This window comes from Acidiphilium sp. AL (assembly GCF_025499445.1).
GTDB lineage: Bacteria > Pseudomonadota > Alphaproteobacteria > Acetobacterales > Acetobacteraceae > Acidiphilium > Acidiphilium iwatense.
In genome coordinates, this window is the sequence record NZ_JAIMBZ010000001.1 from 228,313 (window position 1) to 242,920 (window position 14,608).

General features: G+C 68.7%; 12 protein-coding genes. 7 read left to right on the top strand and 5 right to left on the bottom strand.

Annotated elements, in window-relative coordinates; translation table 11 throughout:
* Positions 1-29: 29 nt before the first annotated feature.
* Entirely contained in the window at positions 30-1,769 is a 1,740-nt protein-coding gene (gene mutL / locus AiwAL_RS00950) for a DNA mismatch repair endonuclease MutL (RefSeq protein ID WP_262311926.1), read from the bottom strand.
* Between the two features lie 103 nt (positions 1,770-1,872).
* On the opposite strand from mutL, the gene AiwAL_RS00955 reads away from it, so the two are divergent.
* Together AiwAL_RS00955 and AiwAL_RS00960 are read left to right on the top strand one after the other, a co-directional pair.
* On the top strand, positions 1,873-2,727 hold the full coding sequence (locus AiwAL_RS00955; protein ID WP_262311927.1) for an SDR family oxidoreductase: 855 nt from the start codon (positions 1,873-1,875) through the stop codon (positions 2,725-2,727).
* 10 nt (positions 2,728-2,737) lie between these two features.
* Positions 2,738-3,634, top strand: coding sequence for an alpha/beta hydrolase (locus tag AiwAL_RS00960; protein WP_262311928.1), 897 nt, complete (start codon positions 2,738-2,740; stop codon positions 3,632-3,634).
* On the opposite strand, the gene AiwAL_RS00965 is transcribed toward AiwAL_RS00960, so the two are convergent.
* The 4 genes from AiwAL_RS00965 to ileS all read right to left on the bottom strand — a co-directional run bounded on the left by AiwAL_RS00965 (position 3,603) and on the right by ileS (position 8,961).
* Positions 3,603-4,814, bottom strand: a complete 1,212-nt coding sequence (locus AiwAL_RS00965; RefSeq protein WP_262311929.1) for an MFS transporter — start codon at positions 4,812-4,814, stop codon at positions 3,603-3,605. The two genes, AiwAL_RS00960 and AiwAL_RS00965, sit on opposite strands and share 32 nt — an antisense overlap.
* 43 nt (positions 4,815-4,857) lie before the next feature.
* Complete coding sequence (locus AiwAL_RS00970; protein WP_235703943.1) at positions 4,858-5,460, bottom strand: DUF3035 domain-containing protein; 603 nt, start codon at positions 5,458-5,460, stop codon at positions 4,858-4,860.
* A complete protein-coding gene (gene lspA, locus AiwAL_RS00975; protein ID WP_235703944.1) occupies positions 5,457-5,984 on the bottom strand; it encodes a signal peptidase II in 528 nt (175 codons plus the stop codon). The genes AiwAL_RS00970 and lspA overlap by 4 nt, the downstream gene beginning before the upstream one ends.
* Before the next feature lie 148 nt (positions 5,985-6,132).
* Positions 6,133-8,961 carry an isoleucine--tRNA ligase gene (ileS, locus tag AiwAL_RS00980; protein WP_262311930.1) on the bottom strand — a complete coding sequence of 943 codons (2,829 nt, stop codon included), beginning with the start codon at positions 8,959-8,961 and terminating at the stop codon, positions 6,133-6,135.
* Between the two features lie 250 nt (positions 8,962-9,211).
* On the opposite strand from ileS, the gene AiwAL_RS00985 reads away from it, so the two are divergent.
* Genes AiwAL_RS00985 through AiwAL_RS01005 form a run of 5 tightly spaced genes read left to right on the top strand, consistent with a single transcriptional unit; the run spans position 9,212 to position 14,597 of the window.
* The gene (locus tag AiwAL_RS00985; RefSeq protein ID WP_262311931.1) at positions 9,212-10,081 is read left to right on the top strand and encodes a sulfite oxidase heme-binding subunit YedZ; all 870 of its coding nucleotides are present in this window, start codon (positions 9,212-9,214) and stop codon (positions 10,079-10,081) included.
* A gap of 43 nt (positions 10,082-10,124) precedes the next feature.
* Complete coding sequence (locus tag AiwAL_RS00990) at positions 10,125-11,414, top strand: hypothetical protein (RefSeq protein ID WP_262311932.1); 1,290 nt, start codon at positions 10,125-10,127, stop codon at positions 11,412-11,414.
* Positions 11,411-12,793 (top strand): hypothetical protein, encoded by a 1,383-nt coding sequence (locus AiwAL_RS00995; protein WP_262311933.1) that lies wholly within the window; start codon positions 11,411-11,413, stop codon positions 12,791-12,793. Before AiwAL_RS00990 ends, AiwAL_RS00995 begins: the two co-directional genes overlap by 4 nt.
* Complete coding sequence (locus AiwAL_RS01000) at positions 12,790-14,079, top strand: nickel-dependent hydrogenase large subunit (protein WP_262311934.1); 1,290 nt, start codon at positions 12,790-12,792, stop codon at positions 14,077-14,079. The genes AiwAL_RS00995 and AiwAL_RS01000 overlap by 4 nt, the downstream gene beginning before the upstream one ends.
* Positions 14,076-14,597 (top strand): NADH-quinone oxidoreductase subunit B family protein, encoded by a 522-nt coding sequence (locus AiwAL_RS01005; RefSeq protein WP_235703950.1) that lies wholly within the window; start codon positions 14,076-14,078, stop codon positions 14,595-14,597. The genes AiwAL_RS01000 and AiwAL_RS01005 overlap by 4 nt, the downstream gene beginning before the upstream one ends.
* The last annotated feature ends 11 nt before the right edge of the window (positions 14,598-14,608 follow it).

The window sequence follows — 14,608 nt, forward strand, 5'->3', positions numbered from 1 at the left end:
CAAACCAAGTCTCGTGCCGCCGCGCAAGCTCAGCCGGCGCGGCCGAACATCCGCTCCAGATCGCCCCGCGTCAGCTTCAGCACGGTGGGGCGCCCATGCGGGCAGGTCTGGGCGCGCGGCGTCGCCTCCATCTGGCGCAGCAAAGCCGCCATTTCCGCGATTTCGAGCCGCCGCCCGGCGCGGATCGAACGATGGCACGCCATCCGCGCGAGCACCGCGTCCAGCCGGGCGGACAGCGCGGTCGCCTCACCGGATTCGGCCATTGTGTCGGCGATGTCGCGCAGCAACCCCGCCGGATCGGCCGGGCCAAGCGCCGCCGGAATCGCGCGAATCAGCACCGCACCCGGTCCAAAACCCTCGATGTCCAGCCCAAGTTCGGCAAGCGCGCTTGCCGATCCGAGAAGCCGCGCGGCATCGTCGGCCGGCAGATCGACCGGCACCGGGGCCAGCAGCCCCTGGCGCGCGATCCCGCCCGCATCGCGTTCGGCACGCAGCCTCTCCTCGGTCAGCCTCTCATGCGCCGCGTGCTGATCGACCAGAACCAGCGATCCATCGCCCGCGAGCGCCAGGATATAGGTGTCCAGAATCTGCCCAATCGGCGCGCCAAGCGGATACTCCGACGGCTCTTCGGGCAGTTCCTGCCGGCGCATCACCGGTTTCAGGTCGAGCCCGAACCCGATCTCCGCCTCGGCGAAGCCGTGCGCCTGCTGGGCCGGCGCCGCCGCATAGGACCAGGACGGTGCCGGGCCGCGCGGCGCGAGCCGGAGCGCCGGCGCCTGCGCGAGATCGGCCGGGGCCGCGAGTGCGCGCTGGATCGCGCCGATCACCAGGCTGCGCACCCCGTCCGGCTCGGCGAAGCGCAGTTCGGCCTTGGCCGGATGCACGTTCACGTCGAGCCGGTCATGCCCGAGATCGAGCCAGAGTGCCGCCACCGGATGCCGGCCCTGCGGGATCACCTCGCGATAGGCGATGCGCAACGCCATCCGCAGCAACGGGTCGCGCACCGGCCTGCCATTGACCACGAAATTCTGATGCCGCGCCGTCGCCCTGGTCAGGCTGGCCGGGCCGATGAACCCCGACAGCGCCACCCCCTCGCGCACCGCCTGGATCGGGAGCAGTGCGTCCATCTCGCCGCGCCCGTAAAGGGCGGCGACCCGCGCGCGCCGGTCCTGTGCGGGCAGGTCGAAGCTAACCACGCCGTCGATGCTCAGCGCGAACGCCACCTCGGGCGCGGCGAGCGCCAGATGCCGCACCGCCTCGACGCAGGCGGCGGTTTCGGCGGCGGTGGAACGCAGGAATTTGCGCCGCGCCGGAGTGGCATAGAACAAATCCTCGACGATCGCCCGCGTCCCGAACGGGGCGGCAACGGGCGCCACCTCGCCCACCGCCCCACCGGCCACAGTGATCCGCGCCGCGACATCCTGCCCGCGCGGCCGCGAGATCAGGGTCAGCCGCGCCGCCGCGCCGATCGAGGGCAGCGCCTCGCCGCGAAACCCCAGGGTCGCAATGCGGATCAGCGCCTCGTCGGCGAGTTTCGAGGTGGCGTGCCGCTCGATCGCCAAAGCCAGTTCGATCTCAGGAATGCCGTTGCCGTCGTCGGTCACCTCGATCCGCGCGATCCCGCCGCCCGCAATCGCCACCGCAATGCGTCGCGCGCCGGCATCGAGCGCGTTCTCGACCAGTTCCTTCACCGCCGCCGCCGGGCGCTCGATCACCTCGCCGGCGGCGATGCGGTTGACCGTCTCCGGCGCGAGTCGTCTGATGGGCATGATGGAGTGTAGCGCCTTGCGCCGCGCTCTGTCCAAGCGTTCGGCAACGCCACTATAGACAAAATTGTCATTTCGTGACAGGCCGAAAGCCGAACCGGAGGGAATGATGCGCATAACAGTCAAAGGCAAGGTCGCGGTCCTGACCGGTGCCGCCAGCGGCATCGGCGCCGCGCTCGCCCGACAACTCGCCGCGCGCGGCGCGTCGCTCGCGCTGATCGACCGCGACCAGGACGGATTGGAACGGGTCGCCGCCGAAGCCCGGTTGTTCGGCGCCACGGTTTCCACCCATGTCGCCGACCTCGCCGACCCCGCCGCGATCGCGGCGCTGCCCGACGCAATTGCCGCGACTCACGCGGCGCCGGCTTTGCTGATCAACAATGCCGGCGTCGCCCTGGTCGGGCGGTTCGACCAGATGGATGCGGCGGATTTCGACTGGCTGATGGACATCAATTTCTGGGCCGGCGTGCGGATGACCCGCGCCTTCCTGCCCGCCCTCCGTCGCGCGAGTGGCGCGCGGATCGTGTTTCTCTCCTCGGTGTTCGGCATCATCGCACCGCCCGGCCAATGCGCCTATGCCGCCTCGAAATTCGCGATCCGCGGCTTCGCCGAAGCGCTGCGCCACGAACTCGCCGATACGCCGATCGGCGTTACCGTGGTGCATCCCGGCGGTATCCGCACCAACATCGCCCGCTCGGCCCGGCTCGCCGCTGGCATGAACCCGGAAGAGGCGGCAGCGGGCGTGCGCGCCTTCGAGACCATGCTGAAAACCACGCCGGAGGTTGCCGCCAGCACGATTCTGCGCGGCGTCGAGCGCGGCGCGGACCGCGTACTGATCGGCTCCGACGCCTATGCGATCGACGCGCTGCAGCGGCTGATGCCGGCGCGCTACTGGCGACCGATGCAGCGCCGGCTTGGCAAACTCGGCGGGCTGGTCAAAGCTCCCGCCGAACAGAATTAAGGACACCGCCATGGCCAGCCTCGCCGCGCATCTCCTCAATCCGGTCCTGCGCTTTCAGGTCAAGCGCAGGCTCGCCAGGGCGACCGAGGCGCGGGAGCTGCGCAGGGCGTTCAACGCGTCGCTGCCCGGACCGCGCGGCGTGCGCTTCACCGCGGCGGTGGTCGGTATCGCGGGCGAATGGGCGGAGCCGGCCGCCGGAGCATCGCCGGCGTTGACCCTGCTCTATCTCCATGGCGGCGCTTATATCGCCTGCTCGTCGCGCAGCCATCGGCCGATCACCGGCGGCTTCGCCCGGCGCGGCGTACGAGTCTTCGCGCCAGATTACCGGCTCGCGCCGGAAAATCCCTATCCGGCGGCGCTGGAAGACGGGCTCGCCACCTACCAGGCGCTGCTCGACCAGGGCACCGTACCCGAGCGCCTCGCCATCGCCGGCGATTCGGCGGGCGGCGGCCTCGCGCTGGCCGTGCTGCTGAAGGCAAAGCAGGAGGGATTGCCGATGCCCGCGCGCGCCGTTCTGTTCTCGCCCTGGACCGATCTCGCCGCGACCGGCGCCAGCACGGTCGAGAACGACAAGCGCGATCCGATGATCAAGGGCAGCAAGGTGGCGGAGGGTGCGGAGATCTACCTCGCCGGCGCCGATCCGCGCGAGCCCTTCGCCTCGCCGCTCTACGGCGATCTGGCCGGATTGCCGCCTTTGATGATCCATGTCGGCGACAACGAGGTGCTGCGTGACGATTCCGTGCGGTTCGACGCAACGGCGCGCGCCGCCGGCGTCACGAGCCTGTTGCGCGTCTGGCCGGTGGTCGCCCATGTCTGGCCGATGTTCAACGCGATCCTGCCGGAGGGCCGCCAGACGCTCGACGAAAGCGCCGCGTTCATACGCGGTGCCGTCGGCGCAGCTCGTTGATGCCGAAATAGGTCAGCGCGAGCGCGGGCAGCACCGCGCCGACAATCGCCACCAACGGCCAGCCGCCGCGCAGCAGCAGGGGGCTGGCCATCGCCGAACCGGCCGCTCCGCCCAGAAAAAACGCCGCCATATAGGCGCCGTTGAGCCGCGCGCGCAGCTCCGGCGCCAGCGCGTAGATCGCCCTCTGGCCGAACACGTTGTTCGCCTGCACGCCGAAATCGAGCGCGACGCCCGCCAGCGCCAGCAGCACCACATTATGCGCCGCCGCGCCGAGCGCGGAGAGCGCGAACGAGGCCAGGATCAGCATGAGCGACACCGCGCTGCCCAGCCTGCCATGCCCGGAATCCGCCAGCCGTCCGGCCAGCGGCGCGGACAGCGCCCCCGCCGCGCCCACCAGCGCGAACACCGCGATGCCGCGCTGGGTATAGTGAAACTCGGAGGCCAGCAGCAGCGGCACGGCGGTCCAGTACAGGCTGAATGCGCCGAACGCCGCGCATTGATAAGCGGCCCGGCGGCGCAGCGTCGGCTCGGTGACATACAGCACGAACAGGCTGGCGATCAGCGACACGTAGGAATGATCCGCCTTCGGGGTCAGGCGCGGCAGCCTTGCCCGCAGCAGCAGCGCCAATCCGGCCATGCCCACCGCCGAGAGGCCGAATACCGCCCGCCAGCCGGCCGCGTAGGCGATCAGGCTCGCGAACGGGCGGGCGAGCAGAATGCCGAACACCAGGCCGCCCATGACATTGCCGACCACCCGGCCACGCACCGCATCCGGCGTGAGCGAAGCCGCCATCGGCACCAATATCTGCACCGCGCTGGAACTGATGCCGATCAGCAGGGCCGCGCCGAGAAACATCGCCCAGCCTGAAGAGACCGCCGCCGCCGCCAGCGCGACCACCGTGGCGCCCACCAGCCGCACGATCAAGGTCCGGTTTTCCAAGAGATCGCCCAACGGCACCAGGAACAGCAGCCCGGTGGCATAGCCGAGCTGGGTGAGGGTGACGAGCAGGCTCGCCGCCGGTTTCGGCAGATGCAGCGCGGGCGCGATCAGCCCGACCAGCGGCTGGGAGTAATAAAGATTTGCGGCGATTGCCCCGGTCGCGGCGGCGAACAGGGTAACCAGCCCGGCGGAGGGCGCCGCGCGCGGGTCCGCCCTATCGATCGTTGTGCATTGCAACATGGCGGGGGATATGATCCCGGCGGCCCGCCGCTTCAATCGCGGATCAGAAAATCCCGAGCAGGCGGTTCAGCAATCCCTTGGATTGCGTGGCGCTCTGATGCGGTGTCGCCCCCTTGGTCGCCGGTTCGCCAAGCGCCGCGTTTTCCTGCAGGCGGCGCTGCTCGGCCGAGGCGTTGACCACGCTGCTGGTCTGGCCCGATCCGCCGAACGACATCAGTGAATGCAGGAAATCCGGACTCCGGCTTTGCAGATTGGCCTGCCGATCGACCTCTGCGCGGATGCCCGCCGGCGGGGTCGGTCCGGCTTCCTGCAACAGGGCCTGCTGGCCGGGACCCATGCTGGTATCGGCATTGGCGAGCGCGGTCTGCGGCGCCAGCACTTCCTCGGCCTGTTGCGAAGCGGAAATCTGCTGCGGCCGCGGCGCGCCCGGCTGGGGCGCCGGCAAGGTGCCGAGTTCCGGCGGTATCGACAGCGGTGCCTCGGTCGCCACCTCATAGGCGTTGGGCGGCGTAACCTCCAGGCCGAAGGTTTTCGCCGCACCGCTGCACCCGGCGAGGCCCAGGGTCGAACCGATCGCGATCACCCCAAGCAGAACCGGGGTCGAGGCGCGCAGGGCAGGGCTGGTCGGCCGGAATTTCAGCATCATGGCGCTTCCTTATCGCCGCGCGCGGCGTCCGGCAAGGGAGATGCGCTGCCCGGATTGTCGCGCCGGACCATGCCCTCGACGATCAGCGCCGTCACCCCGCAGACGATCGCGGCATCCGCCACATTGAACACATACCAGTGCCAGGCGCCGATATGGGCATCGATGAAATCCACCACCGCGCCATAGCGGAGGCGCGAAATCACGTTGCCGATCGCCCCGCCGATGATCGCGCCGATCGCCAGGGTGGTGACCAGATGGGTCGCCCGCCAGAGCCAAACCGCCAGCGCCACGATCGCCGCCGCGGCGATCGCGATCAGCAATATCGTCGCATTATCGCCCGCCAGAATCCCGAAGGTCACGCCATGGTTCCATACCAGCGCGAAATTCAGCACCGGCAGAATCCGCACCACGCCGCGCGAAGGCAGATCGAGCCCGTACAGAATCCAGGCTTTCGATAATTGATCCGCCGCCAGCACGACGATGGCCACGACAAGGCCGGCGAAGCGGCGGCTCACCACGCTCATCGTCCCGCACCGTCATTGCGAGCGAAGCGAAGCAATCCGTCGGGAAACAAAATGGACAGTCGCGTCCACGGCATCGCTTGCGGCGCGCTGGATTGCTTCGCCCGCGTCGCGGCCTCGCAATGACGGTGGAGGGATCGCGCCACCCCGATCATTCGACGTAGTCGCAGCAGCGGCGGCACAATGTCGGATGGGCATGGTTCTCGCCAACCTCCGGTAGCACCTTCCAGCACCGTGCGCATTTGGTGCCTGGGGCGATTTCAACCCGAGGAACCGCGCGTAGCGGCGCCGAGTCGCCCGCACCCGCGGCATCCGACGAGATCAGCGTCTCAGCAGCGGAGGTAATGCAGAGTTCGGCCCAGTCGACGCTTTGCAGCGCATCCGGCGCGTCGATCGCGAGGGTGACGGTCAGCTTCGCCTGTAGGGACGATGCGATATCGCCATTGCGGCGGCTCTCCTCCAGTTGCATCGTCGCGAGCTTGCGGACCGCGCGCATCTCCGCCCATCCCGCATCCAGCCCATCATCGCGCCACTCCACCGGCACATCCGGGAAACTCTCCAAATGCACGCAGGCATCTTCGCCGAATCGCGCGCGCCACGCCTCGTCGGCGGTGAACGGCAGCACCGGCGCCAGCCATGTGGTCAGGCAGCGGTGCAAACTATCGAGCACGGTGCGGCATGCCCGCCGCGTGTCGCTCTGCCGGAGCATCCGCCCTTCGGCATCGAGCGCGACATCGCAATACAGCGCGTCCTTGCGGATGTCGAAGTAGAACGCCGAGAGATCGGTGTTGCAGAATTGGTGAATCGCCGGATACACCCCGGTCCAGTCATGGGTGTCGACTGCGCGCTTCACCATCGCGTCGAGTTCGGCGAGCCTGTGCAGCATCAACCGTTCAAGCTCCGGCATCGCGTCGCGCTCGACCCGCTCGGCGTCCGAAAAACCCTCCAGTCCTCCCAGAATCCAGCGCAGCGTATTCCTGATCCGCCGATAGAGATCGGCCTGCTGCTTCAGGATATCCTTGCCGATCCGTAAATCGTTGTGGATGTCCGAATTCATCACCCACAGGCGCAGAATATCCGCGCCATACTGACCGATCACCTCCTGCGGCGCGGTGACATTGCCAAGCGATTTCGACATTTTCCGGCCCTGCTCATCGAGCACGAATCCATCCGTCACGATCGCCTTGAACGGCGCCACCCCGCGCGTCCCCACCGCCTCTAACAAAGATGCCTGGAACCAGCCGCGATGCTGGTCCGACCCTTCGAGATACAGATCGGCCGGCCATCGCATCCCGCGCGCTTCCAGCACGAACGCATGGGTCGACCCGCTCTCGAACCAGACATCGACGATGTCGTACACCTGCTCGAAATCGTCGGGATTATAATCATTGCCAAGGAAATCCGCCGCCGGCCGCGCATACCACGCATCGGCGCCCTCGGTCGCGAAAATCGCGCGAGTCCGCGCGAACACCGCCGGGTCCCCCAGAACCTGTTTGTCGGATTTGCGCACGAAAATCGCGATCGGCACGCCCCAGGCGCGCTGGCGCGAAATGCACCAGTCCGGCCGGCTTTCCACCATCGAGCGGATGCGGTTGCGCCCGGCTTCGGGCACGAACGCGGTGTTATCGATCGCGTCCAGCGCCTTGGCGCGGATTTGTTCGGCGCCGTCCATGCGGATGAACCAGTTCGGCCGAGCCAGATAGATCAGCGGCGCCTTCGAGCGCCAGGAATGCGGATAGGAGTGCAGAAACTCCTCGCGCTTGAGCAAAGCGCCGGCGTCTTCGAGCGCCTTGCACACCGGATCGGCCGCCTTATACACATGGATGCCGGCAAACAGCGGCACATCCGGCGCATAGACGCCGTCATCCTGGACTGTCTCCGGCACATCGATCCCATGTTCGTGGCAGAGAAAAAAATCGTCCTCGCCATGCGCGGGCGCCATATGAACGAACCCGGTTCCGGCCTCCGTCGTGACGAAATCGCCAAGCAGCATAGGCACGTCGAAATCGTAGCCGCGCCCGCGCAGCGGATGCGCGCAAACCGAACCGGCAAGATCGTGTCCCTTTATCGTTCGCAACGTCGAACGCGCGATGATACCCGCATCGGCGCTAAACGCGTCGAGCAGGGCGGCCGCGACGAACAGTGTGTCGCCGACGCGCGCCAGACTTGCATCCGCGACCGCTTCGACCTTGACGAGGACGTAATCGATCTTCGGTCCCGCCGCGACCGCGCGATTGCCGGGAATCGTCCAGGGCGTCGTCGTCCAGATTACGATCGAACTGCCGGCGAAGTCGCCTAAAACCACCGGAAACCTTACCCAGATCGCGGTATCCGTCTTATCCTGATACTCGACCTCGGCCTCGGCCAGCGCGGTCTTTTCCACCGGGCTCCACAGCACCGGCCGCAACCCGCGATACAGCGCGCGATTCGCCGCGAATTTATGAATCTCCGCCGCGATCGCCGCCTCGGAGGCAAAATCCATCGTCGCATAACGGTTCGCCCAGTCGCCCTCGACCCCGAGGCGCTTGAACTCGGCCGCCTGCACCTCCAGCCAGTGCGCGGCATAGGCGCGGCACTCGGCGCGGAAATCCAGCACCGGAACCTCGTCCTTGTCCTTCCCCGCCTTGCGATATCGCGCCTCGATCATCCATTCGATCGGCAGCCCGTGGCAGTCCCAGCCGGGCACGTAATTGGCGTCGAACCCGGCCATCTGGCGCGCCCGGTTGATCACGTCCTTGTGGATCTTGTTCAGCGCGTGGCCGATATGCAGATTGCCGTTCGCATAGGGCGGCCCGTCATGCAGAATGAACGCCGTCCGCCCGGCCGAGATTTCGCGCAGCCGCTGGAACAGCCCCATCGCCTGCCAGCGCGCCAGCGCCTCGGGCTCGCGCTTGGGCAGATCGCCGCGCATCGGGAATTCGGTGCGCGGCAGAAATACGGTGGCGCGATAATCGCGTTGGGTCGTCTGGGCGTCGTTCATGATAAAAATTCCGGCGGAAGAAACTACAGGCGGGCTGACCCGGCCCCTATATCAGGGCCGGGCGGGTAATTCGCCGGGCGATCGCCCACCGGGAAGCATGATCGGTCATGGTTCCGTCTTATGGGAGTGCCGGGATGCGCCGGTCAAGCGCGGCCCTGCTCGCGCGAATGTGCGCTTGCCGCGGTCTGGATTCAGCGTCCAGATCCGGCCCCGATCGCGTATCGATGGTGAAATCGGACCCGAATTTCTCATGACCGCCGCAACCACAACCCGGCCGCGCCGCCACCCGTCGATCTTCGCTCCGCCCTGGCGCACGCCGGCCGGGCGGTTTTCCTGGCTGAAAACCGTCACGCTGGCGCTCTGCGTCGCCCCCGCGCCGTTCATCCTCTGGCAATGGGATACCGGCGATCTCGGCGGCCGTCCGGTGCATCACGCCATGTTGGAAACCGGCTTCTGGGCAATCCGCTTCCTGATCCTCTGCCTCGCCGTCACCCCGGCGCGCTCCCTGTTCGACTGGCCGCGCGTGATGATGCTGCGCCGGATGCTCGGCCTCACCGCCGCGTTCTACACCTTCGCCCATATCATCCTCTACGCCGCCGACGAAGGTTTTGCCGCGGGCTTCGTGCTCGGCCAGATGGTCACCGTGTTCTACCTGATCCTCGGCACCATCGCGACGATCGGCTTCATCGCCCTGTCGCTGACCTCGACCGACGCGGCGATCGCGCGGCTCGGCCGCAACTGGAAAAGCCTGCACCGGCTGATCTACCCGATCGCCGCCTTGTCGCTCTGGCATTTCTTCCTGACCCAGAAGATCGACATCGGCATCGCCATGGTTCCCGCCGGCCTGTTCGTCTGGCTGATGCTCTGGCGCGCCACCCCCCATGCATTCCGCCGTTCGCTCGCGGGGCTGATCGCGCTCGCGGTCGGTGCCGTGGCGATCACCGCCTTCGGCGAGGCCGGGTGGTATGTGCTGAACTCCGGCATCGACCCGTGGCGCGTGCTCGCCGCCAATCTGTCCACCGCGCGGCCGACCGCGGCCATGTTCGTCGCCGCCGACCTCGCCTTCCTGATCGTCATCGTCGCGGCCCGGCGCACCCAGCAGCGTCTCGCTCGAAGCTGACGCGCATCCTTCCGACTCACGCGCCGCCCTGCTACCACGGGGCATGTCCCGCTCCGGCCTGAGACGACTCCTGACGCTGCCGGTCGCCGCCGCGATCGCGCTGATCGGCGCCTTGGCCTGTGTGGCGTTCATCCTGCTGCATGCGGCCCCCATCACCGTCAGCGTCCCGGATCTCGGGGTCTCCGGCACGGTCGGTTTCGCCATCTTTCCGGCGCGCGCCGCCATTCTGGCGCCGGTGCTGCTCGCCGGTGCCGCATCGCTCCTCGCCGCGATCGACATCGAAACCTCACCAGCCGGACGGGTGGGGCTGATCGTCCTCGTCGCCGTCACGACCCTCGCGATCCTGGCGCGGGACGCCTACGCCACCGCCTTCTTCGCCCTGCTGGCATTGCTGATCGCGGTGCGCGTCCGCGCCGCCGAAAGTTTCGCCCTGGCCGCGATCCCCGCCATCGCGATCGGCCTCGCCATCGCCGATCCGCCGCCCGATCCATTGCTCGTTCTTGCCGGCGCGATCGCCGCGGTGGCCGCGGGCTGGCGCGCCGCGACCACGCTCGACCTCGCCAGACTCGCCCGCGCCGTCGCCCTTGGTTTCACCGGGCTGGGATTCATCGCATTCGGCCTTGGATCGGATGGGGCGGCGCGTCTCTGCCTCGCCGCCAATGCGCTGACCGCCCCGCTTCTGGCGATCGCCGCCGCGATGATCTTCGAGGCTACCGGCACGCGTTCGCTCGACTGGCTGGGCGGGCTCGCGCGCGGCATGCCGCGCTTTTCGCTGCTGCTCCTCGCCGGTCTCGGTTTCGCCGCCCCGCTGCCGCCGGGGCCGGGCTTCGCCGCTTTCCTCGCTGTGCTGCGCCCGGCGATCGCGGGAAACCCGATCGGTGCCGTGAGCGCGGTCGCTCTGGCGCTCTGGTTCGCCCTGATGGGCTTCGCCGCGATCCGTGCCTTCGGCCTCGCCTGCCTTGGCCGCCCGCGCAGCCTGCGCGCCGCCGCCGCCGAAGATGCGCCGCGCGCGACCATCACCGCGATGATAGTTCTCGCGCTGTCCGGGCTCGTCCTGGCGCTATTCGAATCAGCCGAAAATGCCTGGATTTGTCTCGTTCTGCTCGGTCTCGCCGCGCTGATCCGCCGCTTTGCGATCGTCTCCGGCCCGCTGGAGTCCGCCGAATTCGGCGGCGGCTTCGCCAAACCGCCCGCCTGGCTGCCGTTCGGCGACCCGGCGACCCAGATCACCGCCACCGGCTTCGCCGCCGCCTTCCGCACCGCACCGTGCCCCTGGACGGCAAAATTGCACGGCGCCTGGGCCCGGCTGCGCGCCACGATCGCGGCCCGATGATCCTCGCCGCCCAGTTCTTTGCCGCGCTGATCGGCCTCGCCGCGATGCTCGCGATGGCTTTCGCTCTCGAAGCGCTCGCGCGATGGATCGCGGTGCGCCGCGCCGGAATCGCGCCCGCGCCGGCGGCTCAGATCGGTCACGATCTGGTCAAACTGCTGCGCAAGCGGCGGCTGCGTCCCGCCTTCGCCTCGCCGCTCTATTCCACATGGCCGATCCTCGCTTTCGCCGCGACCGGCGCGGCGGCTTGTATCCTTCCCGGTTTTGCCGATCATCTGATCACCCAGCCCTTGGCCCGTCTGCCTCTGCTCGTCGGACTTCTCGCATTGGGACGTGCCGCCCGCGTGCTCGCCGCGCTGGAATCGGGGGGGGGCGCGCGCGGCCGCGCCGCCGCCCAGGCGGCAACCGGCGCCTGCCTCGCCGAAGCCGTCTGGCTGATCGCCATGGCGGCACTCGCCGTCACCGCCCAGAGCCTGTCGATCAGCCGGATCGGTGCCGCCGCGCCGGGCGGGCCGCAAGTGCTGGTTCCCGCCGGGTTCGCAGCCCTGATCGCCGCGCGCGGCTTCCGCGATGACGCCGCCACCGACTATGCCGGGCCGGATCGCGCGATCTTCATCGCCGAGTCCATGCTGCGCCAGGTGGTGCTGCTCGCCGCGCTGATCGATGTGGCCGTCCCCTTCGGCATGGCGGATGCTAGGCTCATCCTGTCCTGGCCGCTCGGTCTCGCCATCTGGATCGCGAAACTGGTTGTTCTGCTCCTTGCCGCGACCCTCGCCGCCGACATCGCGCCGCGCCGGACCGCACGCCTTGCCTTGCCGCTCGCGTTCGTCGCACTGGCGATGGTTTTCGCCGACAACTTCTCCTGGGCCGGCCTGCTGATCGCGATCGGTGGCATCTTCGTCGTATTCGGCGTCGTTCGCCTCTGGCGGCGCGCGCCGCCCCTCGAAGCCGCGAGCTTCACCCAGGCGGGCGCGGCGTTGATCGGCTTCGGGCTCGGCGCTGCCGAGGCCGGGTGGCTGATTCTTGCCGGCATCGTCCTCGCCCGGCTCGCCGGGTTCCTCGCCGAACGCCACAAAACCGCGTTTGGGCGCCGTTGGATCGAGGCGGGATGCATGACGGCCCTGGCCGGTCTGCCGCCGTTCGGCCTGTTCGCCGGGGATTTCGCGGTGCTGCGTGCCGCCTTTGCCGCATCCCTCCCGTTCGGCATCTGTCTCACCCTGGTTCTCGCGATCTCGGCGATCCTGCTGATGGCCCGCCTGTCGCCCGGCGCTGCGCCCCGGCAGCCGAAACATGCGCCCGCCGTGCTCGCGGCGGCGGCGCTGCTGCTCGCACTTCTCGTCGCGCTGGGGGTGGCACCTTCGCTGATCGGCGGTGCCGGATGACCGCCGATTTCGCCAAGCTGATCGACTCCGCCGCCACCGAGCCCGCATCCCCGGTCGCATTGCGCGTGCTGCCCCCCGAATCATGGGCGCGTCTCGCCGCAGGCGACGCCACCGCGCGGTTCCTCGGCCTCTGGATCGCGCGCGATCGCGTCCACGCTTTGTTCGAGCACAATGGTTCTCTACTATTTCTGGCCTCACCTCTGGTCGAAGGGCGCTATGCCGCGCTCTCACCGGGTTGGACTCTCGCCGCCTGGTTCGAGCGCCTCGCCCACGACCTCACCGGCGCGATCGCCGACAACGCCGCCGATACGCGTCCGGCGATCCGCCACGGTGTGGCGGGAACCGATGCCGCGTGGCCACGCTTTATCGAAACACCGGGTGAGGGGTTTTATCAGATCGGCCAGGGCCCGGTCTCCGGCCTGATCGCCACCCCGGCGCATCGCCGCTTCACCCTCGACGGCGCGAGGATCGCCCGGCTGGAGCACCGTCTCGGCTACGCGCATCGCGGCATCCTCGCCTTGATGCGCGGCAAGTCGCCACGCGCCGCCGCCCGCTTCGCCGCGCGCATCGCCGGCGGCGCGACGGTCGCCCACGCGCTCGCCTTCGCCCGTGCCGCCGAGGCGGCGAGCGGCACCACCGCTCCGCCGCGCGCCGAAACGTTGCGCGCGATCATGCTGAATATCGAACGGATTACCTCCGATCTCTCCGCTCTCGCCGCAACCGCCGAGGCTGCCGGCCACCTCCGGCGCGCCACCGTTCTGGGCCGCGTGCGGGCGGAGATCGCGGCGGCGCTGGCATTGGTCTTCGGCCATCGGCTGATGATGGATCTGGTGGTACCGGGCGGTCTCGCCGCTGATGCAAGACCGGACGAATTCCCGCGCCTGACCGCCGCGCTGGCAGCGGCATCGCGCGCGGTTCGCGGCATCGGCTGCGCCTCGGTGCGGCGCGATCTGCGCGGCGCGGCGCCGCTCGCGCTGGCCCGCGCCCGCTCGGCGATCAACCTCGCCGCAACCGCGCGCGACGCATTGGCCGCACTCCCCGAAGGCATCATCGCCCATCCACTGCCGGCGGCGACCGGCATGGCGATCGGCGCCGCGGCAAGTGCCACCGGCATGATCCATCATTGGGTCATGCTCGAAGCCGGCCAGATCGCCGATGTTTTCGTGATCGACCCGGCAACACGGCTGCTGCCCGCGCTGGAGGCCGCTTCGGTGGGTATGAATTTCGATGAATTTGCTTTGTTGTCAGAAATTTATGGGATTTCGTTCGGAGCAGTCGATCTATGAACCCCGATCCCGACCCGGCCACGCCCGACTCGACTGTGCGGGTTCTCGCCGAACGCCTCGCCGCCTCCGGTCAGGCGCTGCTCGGCCGCAGCCTCGCCGTCCGCCACGTCGATGCAGGCAGCTGCGGCGGCTGCGAAATCGAATTGGCGGCGGTGCGCGTGCTGCGCGACGGACTTTCGCGCTCCGGGATCACCTTTACCGACGACCCGCGGGCGGCGGATGTGCTCCTGATCACCGGCGTCGCCACGACCAACCTCGCCGAGGCCGCACAGCGCACCCTGGCGGCGATGGCGCCGCCGCGCTTCGTCGTCGCGATGGGCGATTGCGCGGTGGATGGCGGAGTGTTCAAGGGCTCGGCGCCGGTTCTCGGCGGTGCGGAACGCATCCTGCCGGTCGATCTGCTCATCGCCGGCTGCCCGCCGACGCCGCGTCAGATCATCGCCGGATTGCTCGCACTGCTCGAAGCCAACGCCGCCCCGGTCCGCAGAACGCCTCGACGGATCGAACCGAAAGCGTGATGACTATGCAT

Coding starts and splice junctions, on each gene's coding strand:
- AiwAL_RS00990 (WP_262311932.1), top strand. CDS start 10,125: ATGTCCCGCTCCGGCCTGAGACGACTCCTGACGCTGCCGGTCGCCGCC.
- ileS (WP_262311930.1), bottom strand. CDS start 8,961: ATGAACGACGCCCAGACGACCCAACGCGATTATCGCGCCACCGTATTT.
- lspA (WP_235703944.1), bottom strand. CDS start 5,984: ATGAGCGTGGTGAGCCGCCGCTTCGCCGGCCTTGTCGTGGCCATCGTC.
- AiwAL_RS01005 (WP_235703950.1), top strand. CDS start 14,076: ATGAACCCCGATCCCGACCCGGCCACGCCCGACTCGACTGTGCGGGTT.
- AiwAL_RS00970 (WP_235703943.1), bottom strand. CDS start 5,460: ATGATGCTGAAATTCCGGCCGACCAGCCCTGCCCTGCGCGCCTCGACC.
- AiwAL_RS00955 (WP_262311927.1), top strand. CDS start 1,873: ATGATGCGCATAACAGTCAAAGGCAAGGTCGCGGTCCTGACCGGTGCC.
- AiwAL_RS01000 (WP_262311934.1), top strand. CDS start 12,790: ATGACCGCCGATTTCGCCAAGCTGATCGACTCCGCCGCCACCGAGCCC.
- AiwAL_RS00995 (WP_262311933.1), top strand. CDS start 11,411: ATGATCCTCGCCGCCCAGTTCTTTGCCGCGCTGATCGGCCTCGCCGCG.
- mutL (WP_262311926.1), bottom strand. CDS start 1,769: ATGCCCATCAGACGACTCGCGCCGGAGACGGTCAACCGCATCGCCGCC.
- AiwAL_RS00985 (WP_262311931.1), top strand. CDS start 9,212: ATGACCGCCGCAACCACAACCCGGCCGCGCCGCCACCCGTCGATCTTC.
- AiwAL_RS00965 (WP_262311929.1), bottom strand. CDS start 4,814: ATGTTGCAATGCACAACGATCGATAGGGCGGACCCGCGCGCGGCGCCC.
- AiwAL_RS00960 (WP_262311928.1), top strand. CDS start 2,738: ATGGCCAGCCTCGCCGCGCATCTCCTCAATCCGGTCCTGCGCTTTCAG.